The following is a 21994-nucleotide window of genomic DNA, read 5'->3' on the forward strand; positions in this document are numbered from 1 at the left end:
CTCGCTCGACAAGTATCTCGTTGGGCGAGATACTACCGGGAAAGCAGGCAGCAGGGGAGCGAACGAAACAGGGGGTACCGCTCATGAGCGCTCGCGGTCCGTACGACGCCGGCCGTTTCCGGGACGCCTACGACAAGGTCGTGGCCAAGTGGCCCGCGGGCACCGGGGCGGTGACCGTGCCCACCCCGTTCGGCGAGACGCACGTCCTCGTGACCGGCCCGGCAGGCGGCCGTCCCCTCGTCCTGCTGCCGGGCGGCGGAGCGGCGACCTCCGCGTCCTGGTACGCCCAGGCCGCCGAGCTGTCCCGCACCCACCGCGTGCACGCCGTCGACCTGATCGGCGCCCCCGGCCGCAGCGCGCCGGCCGGCGACCGCCACCCCCGTACGGTCGCCGACCTCGGCGGCTGGCTGGACGCGCTCCTCGACGGCCTCGGCATCGGGGAGACGGACCTCGGCGGGCACTCCTACGGCGCCTGGATCGCCCTGCATCACGCCCTGCACGCGCCCGAGCGGGTACGCCGCCTGTTCCTCCTGGACCCGACCCAGTGCTTCGCCGGGTTCAAGGCGGCCTACCTGCTGCACGCGCTGCCGATGCTGCTGCGGCCCACGCCCCGCCGGGTGCGCGCCTTCCTGGACTGGGAGACCGGCGCGACGCCGCTCGACGCCGACTGGCTCGCCCTCCAGGAGGCCGCCGTCGGCTTCTCGGAGCGCAGGCCGGTCACCGGACCGCGTCCGGCCCCCGAGGCGCTGCGCGCCCTGGACGTGCCGGTCCTGCTGCTCCTGGCCGGGAACAGCAGGACGCACGACCCCGCCGAGGTGGCGGCCCGGGCCCGGACCCTGCTGCCGCACGTGGAGACCGACCTCCTGCCGGGCGTGTCCCACCACGCGCTGCCGCAGTCCGCGCCGCCCGGTCTCGGCCGCCGCCTCGGCGACTTCCTGGCCGCGCCGGGCGCGGCGGGCGAGTGACCCTCAGCCGACCTTCTCGATCAGCGCCCGCCGGATCAGGAACTTGCCCTCTTCGCGGACCTGCTCGAACGCCGCGTTGTTGAGCAGCGCACAGCTGCCCGAGACCGAGTTCACCTCCACGGTCGTGGACTTGTCGTTGTCGAGGTTGGTCACCCGCAGCTTGGTGCCCACCGGGAACTGGTTGCTGGAGGCGGCGGGCGCGCCGCCCTCGCCGGAGAGGGTGACGGTGGAACCGGCGCAGACCTGCTCGCCCGCCTGGTCCCCGGCCTGGCCTCCGGCCTGGTCCCCGGTGTCCTGCCCGCCCGCCTCCTGCCCGGCCTGCGGCGGCTGCGAGGTCTGGGAGTCCTGAGCCGACTCCCCGACCGCGCACCCGGAGGCGGCCTGTTTGCGCTCGATCTCCGCGACGACGGCCTCGCGGTTCTCGATCCTGGCCTGCGACTGCGCGTCGGGATCGGCCCGCTGGCCCTCGATGAACCGCTGGTTGTTGCCGAGCGCGGTGGCCAGCCCCTGGCAGACGCCCGCGTCCTGGGCCGCCTTCGTCCGCGCGTCCTGGGTGGTCTGCGCGGCGTTCGAGGCGTTCGCCATGACGAAGGCGCCGCCACCGGCCACCGTGGCGGCGCCGACCAGTAGCGCGATCTTCTTCTTCGTACCGAGAGTTCTCCTGCGCGACATCCGCGCCTCCTGAAGAGGTAGGGGAGCGTACGCCGCTATGTACGGGATACCGAACGGAGTGACTCACCGGTCGCGTCGACGCGCGTCCGTAACCTGCGTCACATCCCGGTTCCCGGCCTACCGGGACAGGGCGTCCCGGACCGCCTCGTCGGTGCGGCCCACCACGGCCGTTCCGTCGTCCGCCGTGATGATCGGGCGCTGGATCAGCTTGGGGTGTTCGGCGAGGGCGGTGACCCAGCGGTCGCGTGACGCCTCGTCACGGGGCCAGTCCTTCAGGCCCAGTTCCCTGGCGGCCGCCTCCTGGGTGCGGGTGATGTCCCACGGTTCGAGTCCCAGCCGGGTGAGCACCTCAAGGATCTCGTCCGTGCTCGGCACGTCCTCCAGGTAGCGGCGGACGGTGTAGTCGGCCCCTTCCGCGTCGAGCAGGCTGATCGCGCTGCGGCACTTCGAGCAGGCCGGATTGATCCAGATCTCCATGCCGCACACGGTAGCCCGAGGGGTGCGGAAACCCGTTCGCCACGTGGGTCACAGCGACCCCGAAAGGCCTTGTGGGCAGGGGCTTTTGTCAGTGGTGGGCGGTAAAATAGAAGCAGTGTTCGAGGGTGTCGCCGGGAGGTCCGGACGGCGCCCCCACCGCGACAGGAGGATGCCTGTGCCCGCTGCCGCACTGAAGCCGAAGCCGTTGCCCACCCAGTCCACCGCCAAGCGGCCCGTCCTGCTCGACCTGCCGTACGCACCCGTGGAGAAGCGTCCGCTGCCGGCGGGCCGTCCGCGCGAGTGGTACGTGACGCACAACCGCCGGCTCAAGGCGATGCGCCTCGCCATCGCCCTGCTCGACTCCGGCGTCTACCTGCCCGACCAGGCGCGCAACGAGAGGATACGGAGCGCCGCGCTGACCATCGGGATCCACCCGCCGTCGGACACGACGTGCCACATGGTGCGGGCGTTGATGCGGTACTCGCGGTGACGTGGGCGCCGGGTGCCGTGTCCGTCACGGCGCCCGGCGCGCGTGTCGCCGCTCCCGGGGACCGATGCACCCGACCGGCGCGGGATGCGGCCCTACGCCGACAACTCCTTCTCCAGCGGTGTCCGGAAGCGGGGGGTGATCCGGGCCGTGCCCACCCAGGACGCCAGACGCTCCGCCTCGGCCGCGATCGCGCTCTCCGCCTCGCGGCCGATGCCGTCACCGTCCAGGATCCGCCGGACGATCTCGCCGTCGGCGCGCTGGGCCCAGCCGCCGACCACGCGGCCGTTCCACCACACCGTCGGTCCGACGTTGCCGCTGCGGTCGAAGAGCTGCGGCCGCAGCTCGGGGGCGAGGTACCAGTCCCTTAGCTGCCAGCCCATCGCGGTGGGATCCAGCGCGGGCAGCAGTGCCGCCCACGGCTCTGCGGGCGGGGCGACCGGGCCGGTGTCACCGGAGACGACGTACCCCGTGCCCTCGTCCAGCGAGACGGCCTCCGCGCCGATCGCGGTCAGCGCGCGGCGCACCTCCGTCACCCGCCACCCGGTCCACCACTTGAGGTCGTCCTCGGTCGCCGGACCGCACGCCGTCAGCCACCGGCGCAACAGCTCGGCCTGGGCCCCGCCCTGGTCCAGCTCGGGATGCTCCGGCGCCGGTGCCCAGCGGAACTGGCTGGACGTCCACGAGCCCAGCGGCCGCCCCCGCACCACCTTGCCCTCCACGCCCAGCACCCTCAGCAGCTGGGTGGAGACGGTGTGCACCCCCTCGTAGCTCTTCCCGGCCGCGTAGACGTACTGCTCCTTGAGCCGCGGCTCGTCGCGGGCCAGTTCGGCCGCCGTGGCCTGGCCGCGCCGGGCCAGCGCGGCCAGTGCGGACTCCTCCACCTCGGTCAGCCAGGCGGCGTCCGGCGCCCCGGCCTCCGCCATGTTCTTGAGCAGTCTGGCCCGCTCCCGGGCGGCGACGGTGCGGCCGGTGGAGGCGTGCACGACCGCCGTCAGCTCGGTGGGGAACACGAACACCGTGTGCCGCATGCCGTGCATCCGGACCAGCGCCCCGTCCTCGTACAGCGCCCGCTCCGTCTCGCCCACGGTCTTCGCCGCGTCCGCCAGCCGCGCGCCCACGGCCAGGTGCACCGCCGCCGGATCCGTGCCGTGCAGCGCCACCATCGATCCGGCGACCTCCTCCGGGCTCCCCGCCCGCGCGGCCCCCGCCAGCCGGTGCCGCAGCGCCAGCCGGTGTCGCCGCTCGGCCGTTGCGATGTGCCGTCGTCCGCCGTCATGCATGGGGCCCTCCGCCCGTCGTCACGTCCGTAGCGTCCTCGGTACGGACATCGTGCCCGGTCCCACTGACAGGCGGCGGCGCCCGGCGCTCAGAGGCCGGGCGCTCCCCACACCGGGAACCAGCGGCCCAGGTCGCCCTCCACCGGCAGCTCGTCGGCGAGCGCCGCCCGTATCCGCAGCTCCAGCGCGTTGTCCCGCTGCTGCCGCCCGCCGGGCAGGGGCGCGAAGGGGTAGAAGGTGCCGCGCTTGTAGAGGTAGACGAGGGCGAGCCGCCGCCCGTCGTCGGCCGCGAATCCGGCCAGGGAGCACAGCAGCCGCGGGCCGAAACCGGCCGCCTCCAGGGTGCTGTTCACCGCGTGCAGGTCGTTCACCAGCACCGGCAGCTCCGCCGGGGAGCGATGCGAGACGAGCCAGGAGTAGCCGTAGGAGTCGTGGGTCAGCTCCACCGGGGTCCGGCCCGCGTCCGCGTCCAGCAGGGCGCGGATCTCGCGGTGCGTGCGCTCGAAGGCGGCCCCCTCGACCGTCGCGAAGCACACCGCCCCCTGCCCGGTCGGCCGGAACCCGGCCGCGGCCTCCAGGCCCACCGCCGCCGAGGGCAGCGCGAACAGCCGGTCCAGATCGGGGCCCACGGCCCGGGACCTGCCGAGCAGGATGTCCAGCAGTCTCATGCCCGTGCGCCCGCCTTCCCGCGACGTCCCGTGACGTGCCGTGCCTCAGGCCCTGCCGGGGGCCGTCGCCTCACCCAGTTCGGCGGAGATCCGGCCCAGCTGGTCGAGCCGCTGCTCCAGGCTCGGGTGGGTGGCGAAGAACCGGCCGAGGCCGGGCTCGCTGCCGAAGGCCGGGGTGAAGTAGAAGGCGTTGAATGCCTGGGCGGTGCGCAGGTCCTTGGTCGGGATGCGGGCGATGTCGCCGGTGACCTTGGTGAGCGCCGCCGCCAGGGCCGAGGGACGCCCGGTGAGCAGGGCCGCGGCCCGGTCGGCCGCCAGCTCCCGGTACCGGGACAGGGCCCGGATCAGCAGGAAGCTGAGCGCGTACACGGCCGCCGAGACGCCCATCACCACGGCCAGGACCGCCATCGTGTTCTGGTCCCGCCGCCCGCCGAAGAGCTGGGAGTAGAAGGCGAACCGCACGATCAGCCCGGCGATCACACCGAGGAACGACGCCACCGTGATCACCGCGACGTCCTTGTGCGCGACGTGCGACAACTCGTGCGCCAGCACCCCCTCCAGCTCCGCGGGCTCCAGCCGCCGCAACAGCCCGGTGGTGACGCAGACCACTGCGTTGTCCGGATTGCGGCCGGTGGCGAAGGCGTTGGGCATCTCCATCTCCGACACCGCGACCACCGGCTTCGGCATGTCGGCCATCGCCGCCAGCCGGTCCACCACCCCGTGCAGCTCCGGATACTCGTCCCGCTCCACGATCCGGCCGCGCATGGCGAACAGCGCGATCCGGTCGGAGAACCAGTACTGCGCCCCGGACACCAGCGCCACGATCACCACGACCAGGACCCAGGACTTCAGCAGCGCGATCAGCGCGGCGACGAACCCCACGTACAACAGGCCGAGCAGGAACAGCGTGATCCCCATCCGCACGGTCAACCGCCGGTCGCTCCGGAAGCGGCTCTGCATCTGCACCACCTCGCAGTCGGGCACTCGTCCCGCTGTCCAGTGTGCACCCGGCGCCCCGGAGGTCAGCCGGGATCGGGCGCCGACAGCCGCCGGGTGATCCGGTCGAACAGCTCCGTCAGCGGCTCGCCGACGTCCCGGCCGAACCCGGTCAGCCCGTACGTGACCCGCGGCGGCGTCGTCGGCTCGACCTCCCGCCAGACCAGGCCGTCCTCGACCAGCGCGCGCAGGGTCTGGGCCAGCATCTTCTCGCTGATGCCCTGGATGCTCTCGCGCAGCTCGTAGAACCGGAGGTCGTTGCGCCGCAGGGAGATCAGCACCCAGACGCCCCACCTGCTGGTCACGTGGTCGACCACGTCCCGCGCCAGGCAGTCGGTGTGAAACACGTCATACCGCTCGCCGGTCTCGACCCGTCTGCGCTGCACGCCTTCCGTCATGTCATGAGCTTACCTCCAGGTATGCCCTTACCAGAAGTTAGCCGCCGCTCCTAGCGTGAGCGCCCTCGGAGCACGTCCGAGCACGTCCGAGCACAACCGACAAGGAGCTGATCATGATCGTGGTGACCGGGGCGACCGGGAACATCGGCCGGCCGCTGACGCGGGCGCTGGCGGAGGCGGGCGAGCAGGTGACGGCGGTGTCCCGGCACCCGGCGGCGGTACCGGACGGCGTCCGCCACCGGGTGGCCGACCTCGCCGAGCCGGCCGGGCTGCGGCCCGCGCTGGCCGGGGCGAAGTCGCTGTTCCTGCTGCTCTCCGGCGATCTGCACGCCCTCGGCGCCCACCCCGCCGACATCGTCGGCGAGGCCGTGGACAGCGGGGTCCGCCGCATCGTCCTGCTCTCCACGCTCGGCGTGGTGACCAGGCCCTTCGGGGCGACGCGGATCGCGATGCGCGCGCTGGAGGACACGGTGCGGGAGTCCGGCCTGGAGTGGGCCGTGCTGCGGCCGGGCGGCTTCGCCTCCAACGCCCTGTGGTGGGCCGAGTCCGTCCGCGAGCGACGGCTCGTCGCGGCGCCCTTCGGCGACGTCGGGGTGCCGGTGATCGACCCGGCCGACATCGCGGCGGTGGCGGCGGCCTGCCTGCTGGAGGACCGGTACACCGGCGGCGCGTACGAGCTGACCGGCCCGGAGGCGATCACGCCGCGCGGGCAGACGGAGGCCCTCGCAACAGCGCTCGGCTCGCCCGTGGCCTTCCAGGAGCTGACCCGCGAGGAGGCCAGGGCCGCGATGGCCCGCAGCATGCCGGCGGAACTCGCCGACGACACCCTGGACATCCTCGGCAACCCGAGCCCGGCCGAGCAGCGCGTCAGCCCGGACGTCGAACGCGTCCTCGGCCGCGCCCCGCGCCCCTTCGCCGACTGGGCCGCCCGCAACGCCACCGCCTTCCGCTGAGAGCGGTGGTGGCGGGCGGTACTAGTACGGCGCCCGGAAGTTGACGTAGCCGAGCAGCACGATCACCGCGGCGACACAGCCGAGGACCACGACGGTGGACACCCACGACGACCGGCGCCCGGAGCCCCGGTGGTCGGGGTCGGCGCGGAAGGGGACCGGGCCGGGAGGGTTCTCCTTCCAGCGCGCGGCGAGCATCCGGGCCCGCGCCGACGGCTCCTTGTGCGCGGCGCCGTCCGCCCACCTCAGGTCGTACTCGCGCTCCTCGTCGTCACGCTCCGGCATCTCCGGCACTCTCCCCGTCCCCCCGACGTCCATCCGACTCGAACAACCGTGTCAGTGGACATGATTCCGGCCCGCGCCCACCCTGTGAAGGGTTTTCGGCCACCCACGACAGCGCCCCCGCCCCCGGGAAACGGGGACGGGGGCGCCGGTCAGCCGGTGGGTTCGCCGGTCGACGGGCCGATCACACGTCGAAGTACATCTCGAACTCGTGCGGGTGCGGACGCAGTTGCAGCGGCGCGATCTCGTTGGCGCGCTTGAAGTCGATCCACGTCTCGATCAGGTCCGGCGTGAAGACGTCACCCTGGAGCAGGAACTCGTGGTCGGCCTCCAGGCGGTCCAGGACCGCGCCCAGCGAGGTCGGGACCTGCGCCACGTTCGCGTGCTCCTCGGGAGCCAGCTCGTAGAGGTCCTTGTCGATCGGCTCGGCCGGCTCGATCTTGTTCTTGATGCCGTCCAGGCCCGCGAGCAGCAGCGCCGAGAACGCCAGGTACGGGTTGCCGGAGGCGTCCGGGGCGCGGAACTCGACGCGCTTGGCCTTCGGGTTCGAGCCCGTGATCGGGATGCGCATCGCGGCGGAGCGGTTGCGCTGCGAGTACACCAGGTTCACCGGAGCCTCGAAGCCCGGCACCAGGCGGTGGTAGGAGTTCACCGTCGGGTTGGTGAAGGCCAGCAGCGACGGGGCGTGCTTGAGGATGCCGCCGATGTAGTAGCGGGCGGTGTCCGACAGGCCGGCGTAGCCCTGCTCGTCGTAGAAGAGCGGCTCGCCGCCCGACCACAGGGACTGGTGGACGTGCATGCCCGAGCCGTTGTCACCGAAGATTGGCTTCGGCATGAAGGTCGCCGTCTTGCCGTTCTTCCAGGCCACGTTCTTCACGATGTACTTGAAGAGCTGGAGGTCGTCCGCGGCCGCGAGCAGCGTGTTGAACTTGTAGTTGATCTCCGCCTGGCCGGCCGTGCCCACCTCGTGGTGCTGGCGCTCGACCTGGAGGCCGGACCGCTCCAGCTCCAGGGAGATCTCGGCGCGCAGGTCGGCGAAGTGGTCGACCGGCGGGACCGGGAAGTAGCCGCCCTTGTAGCGGACCTTGTAACCGCGGTTGTCCTCCAGCGCACCGGTGTTCCAGGCGCCGGCCTCGGAGTCGATGTGGTAGAAGGACTCGTTCTCGCGGGTGGCGAAGCGGACGGAGTCGAAGACGTAGAACTCCGCCTCGGGGCCGAAGAACGCCGTGTCGGCGATGCCCGTGGAGGCCAGGTACGCCTCGGCCTTCTTCGCCACGTTCCGCGGGTCGCGGGAGTACTGCTCGCCCGTGATCGGGTCGTGGATGAAGAAGTTGATGTTGAGCGTCTTGTCCCGGCGGAACGGGTCGACGCGCGCGGTGGACAGGTCGGGGCGCAGGGACATGTCCGACTCGTGGATGGCCTGGAAGCCGCGGATCGAGGACCCGTCGAAGGCCTGCTCGGCGTCGGGGTCGAACGCCGTGGCGGGCAGCGTGAAGTGCTGCATGACGCCCGGCAGGTCGCAGAACCGGACATCGACGAACTTGACGTCCTCGTCCGCGATGAACTTCTTGACGTCGTCGGCGTTCTGGAACATCCAGCTCCTCCTACTCCCGACCGTCCTGCCGGGTTGGTAGATCGTTCGTGCGGCCAGTGCGGGTGGCACACGCTGCGTCGACCCTAGGGACGGGTGATTTCTCGGGCGTGACCCATTTGTTTCGCAGAAGTTAACCGGCTCCCTGCCCAGCCTAGGCCGGATCGGGGGCCCGCACACCCCGCCGTTCCCGGTACGTATACGGGCGCAGTACCGTGTTCGGGTGGACAACAGGCAAGCAATCGGATCGTGGCTCTCCGGCCCCCGCGCGGCCGTGGAAGAGGCCGGCGCCGACTTCGGACACCGCGGCGAGCAGCTCGGCCTGCCCGAGGAGGGACCGGGTTCGATCGCCCGCCCGGGCAGGCGGCTCGCCGCGCTGGCCGTCGACTGGGCCCTGTGCTCCCTGATCGCATACGGCCTGATCACGGGCAGCTACGGGCAGACGGCGAGCAACTGGGCGCTGCTGATCTTCTTCGTGCTGAGCGTGCTGACCGTCGGCACGGTCGGTTTCACCCCGGGCAAGCGACTGCTGGGCCTGCGCGTGGTGGACCTCGCCACCGGCCGCCCCAGCCCGCTGCGCGCCCTGCTCCGCTCGGTCCTGCTGTGCCTCGCCCTCCCGGCGCTGATCTGGGACCGCGACGGCCGGGGCCTGCACGACCGGCTGGCGCGCACGGTGGAAGTCCGCATCTGACCCGCCGCGCGCCGCACGCCCGGCGCGGTACGACGCCGAACGGCGAGGGGGCGGCCCGAGTGATCGGGCCGCCCCCTCGCCGTACCGGCGTTGTGGAGTCCTGCGGGTCAGCGCTGCTTGGGGTTGCCGCCGCGGGGCATCCGCATGCCCTTGGGCATCGGGCCCTTCGGCAGCGGCATGTTGCTCATCAGGTCGCCCAGGGCGCGCAGCCGGTCGTTGGTCACGGTGACCTGCGGACCGCTGAGGACGCGGGGGAGCTTGAGCATGGTCGTGCGCAGCTTCTTCAGCTCGACCTGGCCCTCGCCGGTGCCCACGAGCAGGTCGTGCACGGGGACGTCGGCGACGATGCGGTTCATCTTCTTCTTCTCGGCCGCCAGCAGGGACTTGACCCGGTTCGGGTTGCCCTCCGCGACCAGCACGATGCCGGCCTTGCCGACCGCGCGGTGCACGACGTCCTGGTTGCGGTTCATCGCCACCGCGGGGGTCGTCGTCCAGCCCCGGCCGATGTTGTCCAGTACGGCCGCCGCCGCGCCCGGCTGTCCCTCCATCTGACCGAAGGCCGCCCGCTCGGCCCGGCGCCCGAAGACGATCGCCGTCGCGAGGAAGGCGAGCAGCACGCCCAGGATGCCGAGATAGATGGGGTGACCGATCAAGAAACCGATCGCGAGGAGGACACCGAAGACGACGATGCCGACACCCGCGAGCACAAGACCGATCTTCTTGTCGGCCTTGCGGGTCATCTTGTAAGTCAGAGCGATCTGCTTCAGTCGCCCGGGATTCGCAGCGTCCGCTGCAGGTTCCTTCCTCGCCATGGCACGAAGTCTACGTGCCCCCGAAAGCGCCGACGACGGCAGTGCCCGGCGGGCGGGGAGGCGGGAGGGCCGGGGACGGGCTCAGGGGCGGCCGGCGACGGACTGCCGCAGCGCGCGCTCCGTCTCGATCCGGTCCTTGGCGCGGCGGCGGTCCTCGAGGACGGAGTTCCACGCGTTGCGCCGGGCGGTGCGCTGGCCGCCGCTCATCAGCAGCGACTCGACGGCCCGCAGGGCGGTGGTGAACGACGGGATGGCGGTGGCGCGGACGGTGGTGGCACGGGCGGGCGCGGCCTGCATCGTGGAGGTCCCCCCTCGGTACGGCTCCGGGTGCGGAGACGGGTGTACGCGGTGGTGTACGTGCTGTGATTCCAGGGTCACTGATTGGTGTTACCAGGGCGTGACCCGCCGGTCAAACGCACATGAATGCGCGTTGCCGGGTCCCGGAACGGGCGCGCGGCCCCGACCGGTGTCCTCATCAGCGAGGACGGTCGGAGCCGCGGCATCTCGGCCATTACTGGCCAGTAGTGACTTGTGCGGGAATTCACACGGTGGCGGAGCGGCGCTGCTCCATGGCCATGCCGTAGAGCCGTCCGGCCCGGTACGACGAGCGGACCAGCGGGCCCGACATCACGCCGGAGAAACCGATCTGCTCGGCCTCCTGCTGGAGCTCCACGAACTCCTGCGGCTTGACCCAGCGCTCCACCGGGTGGTGGCGCACGGAGGGGCGCAGGTACTGCGTGATGGTGATCAGCTCGCAGCCGGCCTCGTGCAGCTGCTTCAGCGCCTCGCTGATCTCCTCGCGGGTCTCGCCCATGCCGAGGATCAGGTTCGACTTGGTGACCAGGCCGAAATCGCGGGCGTCGGTGATGACCTTCAGGGAGCGCTCGTAGCGGAAGCCGGGGCGGATGCGCTTGAAGATCCGCGGGACCGTCTCGACGTTGTGCGCGAAGACCTCGGGGCGGGACTCGAAGACCTCGCGGAGCAGCTCGGGCACCGCGTTGAAGTCGGGGGCCAGCAGCTCGACCTTGGTGCGGCCGGCCTCGCGGTCGGCGGTCTGCTGGTGGATCTGGCGCACGGTCTCCGCGTACAGCCAGGCACCGCCGTCCGGGAGGTCGTCGCGGGCGACGCCGGTGATGGTGGCGTAGTTCAGGTCCATGGTGACCACGGACTCGCCGACCCGGCGCGGCTCGTCGCGGTCGAGCGCCTCGGGCTTGCCGGTGTCGATCTGGCAGAAGTCACAGCGCCGGGTGCACTGGTCGCCGCCGATGAGGAAGGTCGCCTCGCGGTCCTCCCAGCACTCGTAGATGTTGGGACAGCCGGCTTCCTGGCAGACGGTGTGCAGGCCCTCGCTCTTCACGAGGTTCTGCATCTTGGTGTACTCGGGGCCCATTTTCGCCCGGGTCTTGATCCACTCGGGCTTGCGCTCGATGGGGGTCTGGCTGTTGCGGACCTCGAGGCGCAGCATCTTGCGTCCGTCGGGTGCGACTGCGGACACGACCGGCTCCCTAGCGTTTGATTCTTCGGCGTTCTTCAGGGTACGCCCGTTGATTTGTTGGTCGGCGTTGGTGCTGGCCCTGCTGCGGGCTGCCGCCCCCAGGCCCCCGCCGCGGCCCTGAACGGGCCTCGTGTTCAAACTCCGGACGGTCCGGATTTATGCCGGCGTCTTCTCGATCACCCTCGGCTTCAGCTCCGCGTTCTCCAGGACGTCCCGCAGATGGCGTTCGGCCACCGGGAGGACCTCCTCGATGGTCACGTCGCGGCCGAGTTCGTTCGCCAGGGAGGCGACTCCCGCGTCGCGGATGCCGCAGGGGATGATCTTGTCGAACCACTTGTTGTCGGGGTTCACGTTCAGCGCGAAGCCGTGCATCGTGACGCCCTTGGCGACCCGGATGCCGATCGCGGCGATCTTGCGGTCCTCGCGGCGCTGACCGGCGTTGGACGGGGCGTAGTCGGGGCCGTTGAGGCGCGGGTCGAACTCCTCGTCCGTCAGCCGCGGGTCGAAGTCCAGGGACAGGCCGCCGAGCTTCGGGCGCTGCTCGACCGGGTCGCCGAGGACCCAGACGCCGCTGCGGCCCTCGACCCGGCTGGTCTCCAGCCCGAACTCCGCGCAGGTACGGATCAGGGCCTCCTCCAGGCGGCGGACGTGGGCCACCACGTCGACCGGGCGCGGGAGCTTCTGGATGGGGTAGCCGACCAGCTGGCCCGGGCCGTGCCAGGTGATCTTGCCGCCGCGGTCCACGTCGATCACCGGGGTGCCGTCCAGCGGACGCTCGCTGTCCTCGGTGCGCCGGCCGGCGGTGTAGACCGGCGGGTGTTCGAGGAGCAGCACGGTGTCGGGGACCTCGTCGGCGAACCGGGCGGCGTGCACCCGGCGCTGTTCGTCCCACGCCTCCTGGTACTCGACGCGTTCGGCACCGAACCCCATCCGGACGAAGCGCAGCTCACTCACGGCACGTGCCTCCCTGCAAGGTCGTAAGGCACGAAGCGTGCCCACGCCACTGTACGACCGCCCGCCCGTCGTCAGCGGAGCGGGCAATCCTCACACGATCGGATGAATGCTGGGCGAATTGTGCGATCGGGTGCTTACTCTCCGCTACATTCACGCCGTTCACGAGGCCATAAGGGCTGCTCACAGGCGCTCCGGGCACTTCGAACGCCCGGAAGGCAGGAGACCGCACCGCACCATGACGGAACGACCCGCGCAGCGCACCCCCAACCGCCAGCTCGCCGCGCTCATCGCCGAAGCGGGGTTCTCGAACGCGGGTCTCGCGCGTCGCGTCGACCAGCTCGGACTCGAACACGGCCTGGACCTGAGATACGACAAGACCTCCGTCACCCGGTGGCTGCGCGGCCAGCAGCCCCGCGGCACCACCCCGGCCCTGATCGCCGAGGTCTTCACCCGGCGCCTGGGCCGCCGCCTGACCGCCCAGGACCTCGGCCTGGACGCCTGCGCGCCCGTCTACGCGGGCCTGGAGTTCGCCGGGAGCCCGGAGGAGGCGGTCGACATCGTCGGCGGGCTGTGGCGCAAGGACTCCGGCAGCCACGCCGAGCTGCGGAAGATCGCCTTCACCCCGGCCGGGCTCGTCGTGCCCAGCCGCGACTGGCTGATCGGCCGCGCCGACGAGAAGGTGGCCCGCACCGAGGTGCCCGTCCGCATCCCCGCGCAGGGCCGCCCCGCGGGCCCCAGGCTCGCCGTCCCGCTCGACCCGGCCAGGCGCCGCCCCGCCGCCGAGCGCGGCCCCGGCCAGAAAGTCAGCGGTGGCGACCTCGCCGCGCTGCGCTCGGTCGGCGAGCTGTTCCGCAGCCTCGACGACCGGTACGGCGGCGGACACGCCCGCCAGGCCCTGGTGCGCTACCTGGAGCACGAGCTGGAGCCGATGCTCCGCGGCACCTACGGCGAGCAGACCGGCCGGCGCCTCTTCGCGGCCGCCGCCGACCTCACCCGGCTCGCGGGCTGGACCTCGTACGACATCGCCGCGCACGGTCTCGCCCAGCGGTACTTCGTGCAGGCGCTGCGGCTGTCGCAGGCGGCGGCGGACCGGGCGTACGGCTCGTACGTGCTGGTCACCATGAGCCGGCAGGCCGTCTACCTGGGCCACGGGCGGGAGGCCGTGCAGCTCGCCAGGGTGGCGCAGCAGGGCGTGGGGACCTCCGCGCCGCCGGTCGTGCAGACCCTGCTGCACGCCGCCGAGGCGCGGGCGCACGGCGTCCTCGGGGAGGTACGGGCGTGCACGGCGGCGCTGGTGCGGGCGGAGCGCGCGATGGAGGCCGCCCGGCCCGGGGACGAGGTGCCGCACTGGGCGCGCTTCTTCGACGAGGCGCAGCTCGCCGACGAGTTCGGGCACTGCCACCGCGATTTGCAGCAGTTCCGCGCCGCCGCCCAGCACGCGGAACGCTCGCTGCAACTGCGCGCCCCCGTCTACGCCCGCAGCCGGCTGTTCTGCCGGATCGTCCTCGCCACCGCCCGGCTCGGCCTCGGCGAGCTCGACCAGGCCTGCCAGCTGGCCGCCGAGGCGGCGGGGCAGGCGGCCGAGATGCGCTCGGTGCGCGCCGCGGAGTACGTCCGCGACTTCGAACGCCGTCTGGAGCCCTACCGGGACGCCGCCCCGGTCCGGGGGTACCGGGACAAGGTGGCCGCCCTGGGGTAGCCCCGTTCCCCGGCCCCAAGGGGTGTCGTCTGGATCAGGACGGCTCCGGGCGACGGCTCCTTGGGGCAGCCCCCGCGACCCGGCACGAGTCGAACGGCACGAGCCGAACGGCAGGAGCCGAACGACACCTCCTAGGCCGCGTGGGCCGTCGCCGTCGGCTCCGCCGTGTGCATCGGACGGCCCGCGCCCAGGTCGGTCAGGATCGCCGCCGAGGCCCGGTGGCCCGAGTGCAGCGCGCCCTGGGCGGTGCTGGTGTCGCGGTGGTCGCCGCACACGTACAGCCCGGCCAGCAGCCGTACCGGCCTGCGCGGATCGTGCGGCGGGCGCATCGCGGGCACCGCCTCGGGCGTGTGGTGCACGGCGAGGGTCTCCCAGCGGTCGGTCGGGGTGCCGTAGAGGCGGGCGAGGTGGATGCGTACGGCGGCGTCGAGGCCGGACGGGGGAGGGCCGAGGACCGTCGAGGAGACGAGGGTGCGTCCGGCGGGCGCACGGGACGGATCCACCTGGCTGATCTGCGCCGTGTGGGCGACCGGGCCGCCCCGGTCGGCGTCGAGCAGCAGGGCCGCGCCGGTGGTCGTCGGCTCGTCGGTCGTGTGGTGGACCACCGTCACCGGGTGGAAGTCCGGCACCCGCAGGCCCGGCAGCAGCTCGGCCGCCGCGCGGGCGTCGGTCGCCACCAGGACGGCCCGGCAGCGGACGACCCCGTGCTCCGCGGTGGTCACGGCGTTGGTCGCGACCGAGGTGACGCGGACCCCGGTGTGCACGGTGCCCGGCGGCAGCGAGCGCGCCAGGTGCTCCGGCAGGGACTCGGCGCCGCCCTCCGGCAGCGCGAGCCGCCCGCCGGCGAAGGCGCGCAGCGCGAGGTCCGCGCACCGGCTGGACGTCGTGAGGTCCGGGTCGTACAGCAGCGCGGCGAGCAGCGGACGCAGAAAGCCGTCGATCGTACGGGCCGGCAGCCCGCGGGCCGCCAGCGCGCGGGCGGCGGGCAGCTCCGGCCGGGCCAGCAGCCGTTCGGCCGGAGTGTGCGCGAGCCGGGCCAGCGCGGCACCGAGCCGGGCCTGGTCCACGGCGGTGCCGAGCGGGGCCCCGGCGCGGGCGCGGGGCGCGGGCATCGCGCGGGGGGCGCTCGCCAGGGCGCGCACCGCATGGAGTGCGCCCCGTGCGCTCCGTACGCCCGCCGGGGCGCCCGCGCGGTGGTGGCGGCCCTCGCTGTGCAGCAGGACCCCGGGGGTGAAGGGCAGCAGCGCGAGGCCGTCGAGCCCGGGGGTGCGGCGCAGTTCGGGATACGCCGTGGACAGCAGCTGTCCGATTCTGTCGAGCCGGAAACCGTCGACCTTCTCGGTGGCCATCCGGCCGCCCACCGTATGCGCGGCCTCCAGGACCGTGGTCGTCACTCCTGCGCTGGTCAGTCGCTGCGCCGCGGCGAGTCCGGCGATCCCGGCTCCCACGACGACGACGTCCGCCTGGTACGCGGGCTCAAGCACGTGCCCCTCCTCGAGGTTGCGCGGCCGCTGGAGACGTCATGCCCCCAACAGGCTTGAGGAATACCCGAGTTCGAGACGAGGTTAGGGCCCGAAACGGTCAACGGGAGTCGCGCGGAGGAAGCACACGGTCGCACGGCGGTCGCATGGGGGAGGGGTGCGGTCATCTTGTGGTCGGTGCCCGGTCGTACCCGGTCGGGTTCGGTCGCCGCGTCAGGTTGTGCTCGATCGGTGCCCGGTCGGGCTCGGTCGGTATGCGGTCGGTGCCGGGTGCCGGGTGCCGGGTGCGGGGTGGCGGGTGCCGGGCGTGCCTACAGCGCCGCCCGGATCGCTCCGTCGATCTCCGGGAACGCGAAGCGGAAGCCCGACTCCAGGAGGCGGGCCGGCAGGACCCGGGCGCTGCCGAGGACGTCGCCCGCCATCTCGCCGAGCACCGCCCGCAGGACCGGCGCGGGCACCGGGAACGGCGCCGGCCGGTGCAGCACCCGGCCCATGGCGACCGTGACCTCACGGTTCGTCACCGGCCGCGGGGCGGTCAGGTTGAAGGGGCCGGACAGGTCGTCCCGGTCCATGAGGTGCCGGACGGCCGCCACCTCGTCGTGCAGCGCGACGAAGGACCAGTACTGCGATCCGTCGCCCAGCCGTCCGCCGAGCCCCGCCCGGAAGAGCGGGAAGAGCCGCCCCCAGGCGCCGCCCCCGCGCGCGACGACCAGCCCGGTGCGGGTGAACACCGTCCGTACGCCCGCCTCCTGCGCCGGGGCCGCCGCGGCCTCCCACTCCACGCACAGGCCCGGCAGGAAACCCTCGCCGGGCGGTGCGCTCTCGTCCACGGGATGGTCGCCGGTCTCCCCGTAGTAGCCCATCGCGCTGCCGTTCACGAAGACCCGCGGCGGCCGCTCCATCGCCGCGACGGCCTCCGCGAGCGCCGTCGTGCCGTGCACCCGGCTGCTGCGGATACGGGTCTTGTACGCGTCGGTCCAGCGGCGGTCGCCCACCCCGGCCCCGGCCAGATTGACCACCGCGTCGCAGCCCTCCAGCCCGGCCGCGTCCACCCGCCCGTTCTCGGGGTCCCACCGCACCTCGTCCGCGCCCTCGGGCGCGCGCCGCACCAGGCGTACCACCTGGTACCCGTCCGCCGTCAGCGACCGTGCCAGCGCACCGCCGATCAGACCGGACGCGCCGGCCACCGCGATGCGGGAAGGGGCCCTGCCGGTGCGTCCGTCCATGTGCCCGCCGTTCACGCGTCCGTCGTCCATGGGCCCATCCTGCCGGGTGGCCGGGAGAAAACCATGGAACGGTCTGCGTCACCGCGTCGTACAGTGACCGTCATGCCAGCCCCGCACATACGCCGCGCCAGGTCCGAAGACGAGCAGCCGCTGCGCCGGATCGACCTTGAGACCTGGTCCTACCTGCACGCCGTCTCGCCCCCGCCGGAACCGGACGACCCCTTCTTCAGTGACACCTGCGGGCCCGAGGCCCACCTGGTCGCCGAACTCGACGGCGCCGTCGTCGGCTACGTCCGCCTCGGCTTCCCCACCCCGTTGGACTCCAACACCCACGTCCGCCAGATCCGCGGCCTCGCCGTCGCCGGTGCGGCCCGCGGCCACGGCGTGGGGCGGGCACTGGTCCGGGCCGCCGTGCAGGAGGCCCGGGACGAGGGCTTCCGCCGCATCACACTGCGGGTCCTCGGGCACAACACGGCCGCACGCAAGCTCTACGAGTCGGAGGGCTTCGTGATCGAGGGCGTACAGCCGGAGGAGTTCCACCTCGACGGGCAGTACGTCGACGACGTGCTGATGGGGCAGATGCTGACCGGTCCGGACGGCCGGGCCGAGGCCGCGCTCACGACGTGACCGGCTCGCCCGTGTCCACCGCCAGTGTGGCGTCCGCCGCCTCGCGTGCCTCGGGAGCCACCTCCGCCGCCGTCAGCACGTAGCCGGTCTGCGCGTCGGAGGTGGAACGGGCGAACACCACGCCGTAGACCCGGCCGTCGGTGGTCAGCAGCGGTCCGCCCGAGTTGCCGGGGCGGACCGTGGAGCGGACCGAGTAGATCTCCCGGGTGACGTTCTCGTCGTTGTAGATGTTCTGGCCGGTGGCGCGGATCCGGTTGGCCACCGTCGCCGCCCGCAGATCCAGGTCGCCGTTCTGCGGATAGCCCGCCACCACCGCGGCGTCGCCCCGCGCGGCGTCCTCGTCGAACCGCAGCACCGGCGCCTCGAGGTCCGGGACGTACAGCACGGCCACGTCCTTGTCCGGGTCGAACAGCACCACCCGCGCCTCGTACGCCGGGCCCACGCCGCCGATCCGCACGGTCGGGGCGTCGATGCCGGCCACCACGTGGGCGTTGGTCATCACGTGCTCCGGCGCGTACACGAAGCCGCTGCCCTCCCGGCCCTGGGTGCCGCTCACGCCCTCCACCTTCACCGTGCTGAGCTGGGCCGCGCGGGTGGCCGCGGGCGTGACGCTGTCGCCGGAGGGCTCGGCGACCTCGGCGGCCGACTCGTTCTCGAACGGGTTGAAGACCTGCGGGAACCCGGCGTCGGCCAGTGCGGACGTCGCCCCCGAGAACCACGCCGGGGTGGCGTCCGGCATCACCCGCTGCACCGCGCCCAGCAGCGACGAGTCCCGGATCGCCGAGGTGAGGAGCGAGGACGAGGAGGCCGCGAGCACGCTCGCCGCCACCCACGCCACGATCAGCGCCGCCGCCGAGTTGGCCACCGCGCCGCCGACCCCGTCGGCGACCCTCAGCGGGCCGGCGTCCAGTTCCCGGCGCAGTCGCAGCGCGAGGCGTCCCGCCAGTTCGTGGCCGACCATCGCCGGCAGCAGCACCGTGACCACCGCGACCGCCGTCGCCGCCGTCGAGCCCCGCTCCACCAGGTCCGTCGCCCACGGCAGGACCCACACGCCGAGCGCCGCACCGCCCACGAAGCCGGCCAGCGACACACAGCCGGCCACCAGCCCGCGCCGGTATCCGGAAGCCGCGTAGGCCAGCACCACCAGCGCCAGCACGATGTCGAGCAGGTCCACGCGAACCGCCTTTCTGCCGGAGCCCGGGACCCCTCAGTACGTGCTGTACCGGGCCGGTGATCAGCCTGAGGTGCACGGCTGTCCGAAAAGCGGCCACCCGTGCGAGCGAATGTGTGCGGTCAACCCTGAAACGCCGTGCACCGGGACGATGGTTCCACCGGGTGGCACAGCACACATCGCGGACAGAGCGGATCCGCCGGACAGTGGGACCATGCGAGTCTTCCGAGGGCCGCGCCGGGCTCGGGCCCGGGAGGGGCGGCCCGACCGTATATCCGGCGCCGCCCGCGATGCCGGTGGCGTCCGTGATTCCGGTGGCCTGCGCGATTCCCGTGGCCTGCGCGATTCCGGAGGCTTCCGGATGCCGACCGCGGTGCGGGCGCTGCTCGGTGCCCTGCCGGGGCTGGCCGCCGTCGCCGCGCTCTTCCTGTGCGCGAACGGTGTGGAGCGGGCGGCCGACGCCGACGCCGGCGCCGCCCCGGCCGCCGCCGACCGGTACGCGGCGCCCCGGCCCGACATCGTGCCCCGGTCGGTCTGGCTGGGCGACGCCGCCCGCGCCCAGCCCGCGCCGCGCTACGACGACAAGGTGGTCGCCGTCTTCGTCCACCACACGGACACGCCGAACGGCTACGACTGCGCCGACGTGCCGGCCATACTCCGCGGGGTGTACCAGGGCCAGACCGGCGCCCGGGACTGGGACGACATCGGCTACAACTTCGTCGTCGACCGCTGCGGCACCGTCTACGAGGGCCGCGCGGGCGGTATCGACCGGCCCGTCACCGGCGCCCACACCCAGGGGTTCAACCACCGCACCACCGGGATCGCCGCCCTCGGCACCTACACCGCCGGGGTGCCCGTGCCCGACGAACTGACCGACGCGATCGCCGCCGTGGCCGCCTGGAAGCTCGGCGAGACCGGCACCGACCCGCACGCGCAGGTCGCCCTGGTCTCCAGCAACGGCCTCAGCCGCTTCGCCGCGGGCGCCACCGCGAGGCTGCCCGCCGTCGCGGGCCACGACGACGGCTACGCGACGAGCTGCCCGGGGGCCGCGCTCAGTGCGCGCCTCGGTGACATCAGGGACACGGCGGCGCGACTCCAGGGGCGGGTGTGACCGTCCGGGCGGGCTGGGCGCGTCACTCCGGTCCGAACCTCGTCCACAGGCGGGGCAGGCGTTCGGCGAGGGCGCGGTCGTCCTCCAGGTCGATCGGGGTGCCCAGCGGTTCGGCGGGCGCGGGCGCGATGCCCAGGTCGGGGGCGACGGTGCCGGTGAGCTGCTCGTAGGCCTCGTCGGCCGCGTAGCCCAGCTCCTCGCCGTCGCCGTCCAGCTCCTCGTCGAAGGCGTCCAGCAGCTCGGCGAGCGAGTCGGGTTCGTGCACCGCGCCCTCGTACACCTCGCGGCCCTGGCCGATCAGCCAGCAGCGGAAGTAGTCGAAGGCGTCGTCGCTGGCCCCGCCGAGCAGGATCCACGCGGCGCCCCACACGTCCCAGGTGCAGGCGCGGTTGTAGCGGGCCTCGAAGTGGCGGGCGAAGTCGAGCACCAGGTCCGGGTCCATGTCGAGGAGCCGCTCCACGAGCAGGTCGGCCTGGTCCTCGGGGTCGCCGTCGGCGCGCTGCCGGGCGGCGTCGATCAGCTCCCAGAACTCCGTCTCGTCCATCACGGGTCCAGCATCGGTCCTGGGCGGGGGCGGCGCACGTGGAGTGCGGCGGATCGTTATCTGCGGGGTGCCTGCGGCGCCTGTGCGGGTTCGGTGGGGGTGCGCGGTGCGTGCGGTTGTGGGTCGGGGCCGCGCCGGGGGGTGTTCGTCCTCGGAACGGCGCGGAATCGGTTGGCCACAGATCTTTCCGGCGTTGACGCGCCAACCGCTGCGGGCGAACACCCCCCGACACGACCCCTTCCCGCCGCACGCGGCTGCGGCTCGCCGTAGCCGCGGGCAGTCGTGCCTCCCCCAGTGCCTGAACGGCCTGGGAGGTACCCCCAGGCGGCACGGGTGGGCGCGGCGGCACCCCGGCAGCGCCGGGCCACGCGACCCACCCCCGCGCCCACACCCACCCCGGGTCGCCACAAACCGGCGCTCAGTCCCCGTACAGCTCCGCCAACCGCCCCGCATCCCGCGCGAAGCGCCCCCGCAGCGACGCCGGCGCCAGCACCTCCACCTCCGGCCCGAGCGCCCTGAGCTGCGTGTGCGCGACGTCCTCCGACTCCACCGGCAGCGTCACCGTCAGCCGGCCGTCCTTGTCCGGCGCGCCCGCGGCCGCCAGCGCCTCCCGGGCCGTCGGCGCGTCGACCGCGTACGGCAACGTGCGCACGCCCCGCTCCGAGAGCCGCACCACGACCTCGGCCCGCAGGATCGACCGCGCGAACTGCTCGGCCCGCTCCGCCCAGAACGCGGGCAGGTCGAAGTCGTCGTCCCGCGTGAAACGTTCCTCGCCCGCCTCCACCGCCGTGAAGCGGTCGATGCGGTACACGCGGAAGGGGCCGTCGCCGGCCGGCCCCGTGACTCGCGCGCACACGTACCAGACCCCGGCCTTCAGAACGAGGCCGTACGGCTCCAGGTCCCGGACGACCTCCTCCGTTCCGCGCCGGTAGCGCGCGGCGACGCGCCGGTCGTCCCAGACCGCGTCCGCCACCGCGGGCAGCAGCTCGGGCGTCTCGGGCTCCCGGAACCAGTTCGGCGCGTCCAGGTGGAACCGCTGGGCCGCCGTACGGGAGGCGTCCCGCAGGGACGGGAGCAGGGCCGCCGACACCTTCAGGCGGGCCGCGGAGGCCGCGTCCTCCAGGCCCATCTCGCGCAGCGCCCCGGGGACCCCGGACAGGAACAGCGCCTCCGCCTCACCCCGGGCGAGCCCGGTCAGACGGGTGCGGTAGCCGCCCACCAGGCGGTAACCGCCGGCCCGGCCGCGCTCCGCGTACACCGGCACGCCCGCCTCCGACAGCGCCTGCGCGTCCCGCGTCACGGTCCGCTCCGACACCTCCAGCTCCCGGGCCAGCTCGGCGGCGGTCATCGTCGGGCGGGACTGGAGGAGCAGCACCATCTTGATGAGGCGGGCAGCACGCATCCCCACATGATGCAG

General features: G+C 73.2%; 24 protein-coding genes. 7 read left to right on the forward strand and 17 right to left on the reverse strand.

All coding sequences use genetic code 11. The features are described 5' to 3' along the window. Nucleotides 1-83: 83 nt before the first annotated feature. Nucleotides 84-965: an alpha/beta fold hydrolase gene (locus B9W62_RS27945; protein ID WP_087809740.1), complete on the forward strand. Its 882-nt coding sequence runs from the start codon at nucleotides 84-86 to the stop codon at nucleotides 963-965. A 3-nt stretch (nucleotides 966-968) separates the two neighbouring features. On the opposite strand, the gene B9W62_RS27950 is transcribed toward B9W62_RS27945, so the two are convergent. Together B9W62_RS27950 and B9W62_RS27955 are read right to left on the reverse strand one after the other, a co-directional pair. Then, a complete protein-coding gene (locus B9W62_RS27950) occupies nucleotides 969-1637 on the reverse strand; it encodes an RlpA-like double-psi beta-barrel domain-containing protein (protein ID WP_087809741.1) in 669 nt (222 codons plus the stop codon). Between the two features lie 117 nt (nucleotides 1638-1754). Then, the gene (locus tag B9W62_RS27955; protein ID WP_087809742.1) at nucleotides 1755-2114 is read right to left on the reverse strand and encodes an arsenate reductase family protein; all 360 of its coding nucleotides are present in this window, start codon (nucleotides 2112-2114) and stop codon (nucleotides 1755-1757) included. 175 nt (nucleotides 2115-2289) lie between these two features. Here B9W62_RS27955 and B9W62_RS27960 point away from each other — a divergent pair, with 175 nt between their 5' ends. Next, nucleotides 2290-2604, forward strand: a complete 315-nt coding sequence (locus tag B9W62_RS27960) for a hypothetical protein (protein ID WP_087809743.1) — start codon at nucleotides 2290-2292, stop codon at nucleotides 2602-2604. Nucleotides 2605-2696: 92 nt separating this feature from the next. On the opposite strand, the gene B9W62_RS27965 is transcribed toward B9W62_RS27960, so the two are convergent. From B9W62_RS27965 to B9W62_RS27980, 4 genes are all read right to left on the reverse strand, one after another. Then, a complete protein-coding gene (locus B9W62_RS27965; RefSeq protein ID WP_087809744.1) occupies nucleotides 2697-3884 on the reverse strand; it encodes a winged helix DNA-binding domain-containing protein in 1188 nt (395 codons plus the stop codon). 86 nt (nucleotides 3885-3970) lie between these two features. Then, a complete protein-coding gene (locus tag B9W62_RS27970) occupies nucleotides 3971-4549 on the reverse strand; it encodes a PspA-associated protein PspAB (RefSeq protein WP_087809745.1) in 579 nt (192 codons plus the stop codon). Nucleotides 4550-4594: 45 nt separating this feature from the next. Next, nucleotides 4595-5509 carry a zinc metalloprotease HtpX gene (gene htpX / locus B9W62_RS27975; RefSeq protein WP_087812141.1) on the reverse strand — a complete coding sequence of 305 codons (915 nt, stop codon included), beginning with the start codon at nucleotides 5507-5509 and terminating at the stop codon, nucleotides 4595-4597. 62 nt (nucleotides 5510-5571) lie between these two features. Beyond that, nucleotides 5572-5943, reverse strand: a complete 372-nt coding sequence (locus B9W62_RS27980; RefSeq protein WP_087809746.1) for a winged helix-turn-helix transcriptional regulator — start codon at nucleotides 5941-5943, stop codon at nucleotides 5572-5574. A 113-nt stretch (nucleotides 5944-6056) separates the two neighbouring features. On the opposite strand from B9W62_RS27980, the gene B9W62_RS27985 reads away from it, so the two are divergent. After that, nucleotides 6057-6896 carry an NAD(P)H-binding protein gene (locus B9W62_RS27985; protein ID WP_087809747.1) on the forward strand — a complete coding sequence of 280 codons (840 nt, stop codon included), beginning with the start codon at nucleotides 6057-6059 and terminating at the stop codon, nucleotides 6894-6896. Nucleotides 6897-6917: 21 nt separating this feature from the next. On the opposite strand, the gene B9W62_RS27990 is transcribed toward B9W62_RS27985, so the two are convergent. Further along, nucleotides 6918-7178, reverse strand: coding sequence for an SCO2583/SCO2584 N-terminal domain-containing protein (locus B9W62_RS27990; RefSeq protein ID WP_179235708.1), 261 nt, complete (start codon nucleotides 7176-7178; stop codon nucleotides 6918-6920). A gap of 181 nt (nucleotides 7179-7359) precedes the next feature. Then, nucleotides 7360-8769: a type I glutamate--ammonia ligase gene (gene glnA, locus B9W62_RS27995; protein WP_003976617.1), complete on the reverse strand. Its 1410-nt coding sequence runs from the start codon at nucleotides 8767-8769 to the stop codon at nucleotides 7360-7362. 220 nt (nucleotides 8770-8989) lie between these two features. On the opposite strand from glnA, the gene B9W62_RS28000 reads away from it, so the two are divergent. Continuing rightward, nucleotides 8990-9457: an RDD family protein gene (locus tag B9W62_RS28000; RefSeq protein ID WP_087809749.1), complete on the forward strand. Its 468-nt coding sequence runs from the start codon at nucleotides 8990-8992 to the stop codon at nucleotides 9455-9457. Nucleotides 9458-9564: 107 nt separating this feature from the next. Here B9W62_RS28000 and B9W62_RS28005 read toward each other — a convergent pair whose 3' ends face one another. The 4 genes from B9W62_RS28005 to lipB all read right to left on the reverse strand — a co-directional run bounded on the left by B9W62_RS28005 (nucleotide 9565) and on the right by lipB (nucleotide 12718). After that, complete coding sequence (locus B9W62_RS28005) at nucleotides 9565-10269, reverse strand: DUF4191 domain-containing protein (RefSeq protein WP_087809750.1); 705 nt, start codon at nucleotides 10267-10269, stop codon at nucleotides 9565-9567. 81 nt (nucleotides 10270-10350) lie between these two features. After that, the gene (locus B9W62_RS28010; RefSeq protein ID WP_087809751.1) at nucleotides 10351-10566 is read right to left on the reverse strand and encodes an SCO2195 family GlnR-regulated protein; all 216 of its coding nucleotides are present in this window, start codon (nucleotides 10564-10566) and stop codon (nucleotides 10351-10353) included. A gap of 244 nt (nucleotides 10567-10810) precedes the next feature. Then, nucleotides 10811-11764, reverse strand: coding sequence for a lipoyl synthase (gene lipA, locus B9W62_RS28015; protein ID WP_087809752.1), 954 nt, complete (start codon nucleotides 11762-11764; stop codon nucleotides 10811-10813). Nucleotides 11765-11920: 156 nt separating this feature from the next. Then, nucleotides 11921-12718, reverse strand: coding sequence for a lipoyl(octanoyl) transferase LipB (lipB, locus tag B9W62_RS28020; protein ID WP_087809753.1), 798 nt, complete (start codon nucleotides 12716-12718; stop codon nucleotides 11921-11923). Nucleotides 12719-12953: 235 nt separating this feature from the next. Between lipB and B9W62_RS28025 the strand changes: the two genes are divergently transcribed. Then, nucleotides 12954-14417, forward strand: coding sequence for an NsdA family TPR-like regulatory protein (locus tag B9W62_RS28025; RefSeq protein WP_087809754.1), 1464 nt, complete (start codon nucleotides 12954-12956; stop codon nucleotides 14415-14417). Nucleotides 14418-14548: 131 nt separating this feature from the next. Here B9W62_RS28025 and B9W62_RS28030 read toward each other — a convergent pair whose 3' ends face one another. Next, complete coding sequence (locus tag B9W62_RS28030) at nucleotides 14549-15901, reverse strand: NAD(P)/FAD-dependent oxidoreductase (protein ID WP_087809755.1); 1353 nt, start codon at nucleotides 15899-15901, stop codon at nucleotides 14549-14551. A gap of 308 nt (nucleotides 15902-16209) precedes the next feature. Next, nucleotides 16210-17154: a TIGR01777 family oxidoreductase gene (locus B9W62_RS28035; protein ID WP_087809756.1), complete on the reverse strand. Its 945-nt coding sequence runs from the start codon at nucleotides 17152-17154 to the stop codon at nucleotides 16210-16212. A gap of 72 nt (nucleotides 17155-17226) precedes the next feature. On the opposite strand from B9W62_RS28035, the gene B9W62_RS28040 reads away from it, so the two are divergent. Beyond that, nucleotides 17227-17751 (forward strand): GNAT family N-acetyltransferase, encoded by a 525-nt coding sequence (locus tag B9W62_RS28040; protein WP_179235709.1) that lies wholly within the window; start codon nucleotides 17227-17229, stop codon nucleotides 17749-17751. Here B9W62_RS28040 and B9W62_RS28045 read toward each other — a convergent pair. Further along, a complete protein-coding gene (locus B9W62_RS28045) occupies nucleotides 17741-18925 on the reverse strand; it encodes a MarP family serine protease (protein ID WP_087809758.1) in 1185 nt (394 codons plus the stop codon). The genes B9W62_RS28040 and B9W62_RS28045 overlap by 11 nt on opposite strands. Nucleotides 18926-19034: 109 nt before the next feature. Between B9W62_RS28045 and B9W62_RS28050 the strand changes: the two genes are divergently transcribed. Then, a complete protein-coding gene (locus B9W62_RS28050; RefSeq protein ID WP_087809759.1) occupies nucleotides 19035-20033 on the forward strand; it encodes a peptidoglycan recognition protein family protein in 999 nt (332 codons plus the stop codon). Nucleotides 20034-20055: 22 nt separating this feature from the next. Here the strand turns inward: B9W62_RS28050 and B9W62_RS28055 are convergent, their stop codons facing one another. Both B9W62_RS28055 and B9W62_RS28060 read right to left on the reverse strand, forming a co-directional pair. Beyond that, on the reverse strand, nucleotides 20056-20577 hold the full coding sequence (locus tag B9W62_RS28055) for a DUF4240 domain-containing protein (protein ID WP_087809760.1): 522 nt from the start codon (nucleotides 20575-20577) through the stop codon (nucleotides 20056-20058). A gap of 418 nt (nucleotides 20578-20995) precedes the next feature. Continuing rightward, a complete protein-coding gene (locus B9W62_RS28060; RefSeq protein WP_087809761.1) occupies nucleotides 20996-21979 on the reverse strand; it encodes a helix-turn-helix transcriptional regulator in 984 nt (327 codons plus the stop codon). Nucleotides 21980-21994 lie beyond the last annotated feature (15 nt).

The organism is Streptomyces sp. CS113, assembly GCF_002188365.1.
GTDB classification, from domain to species: domain Bacteria; phylum Actinomycetota; class Actinomycetes; order Streptomycetales; family Streptomycetaceae; genus Streptomyces; species Streptomyces tendae.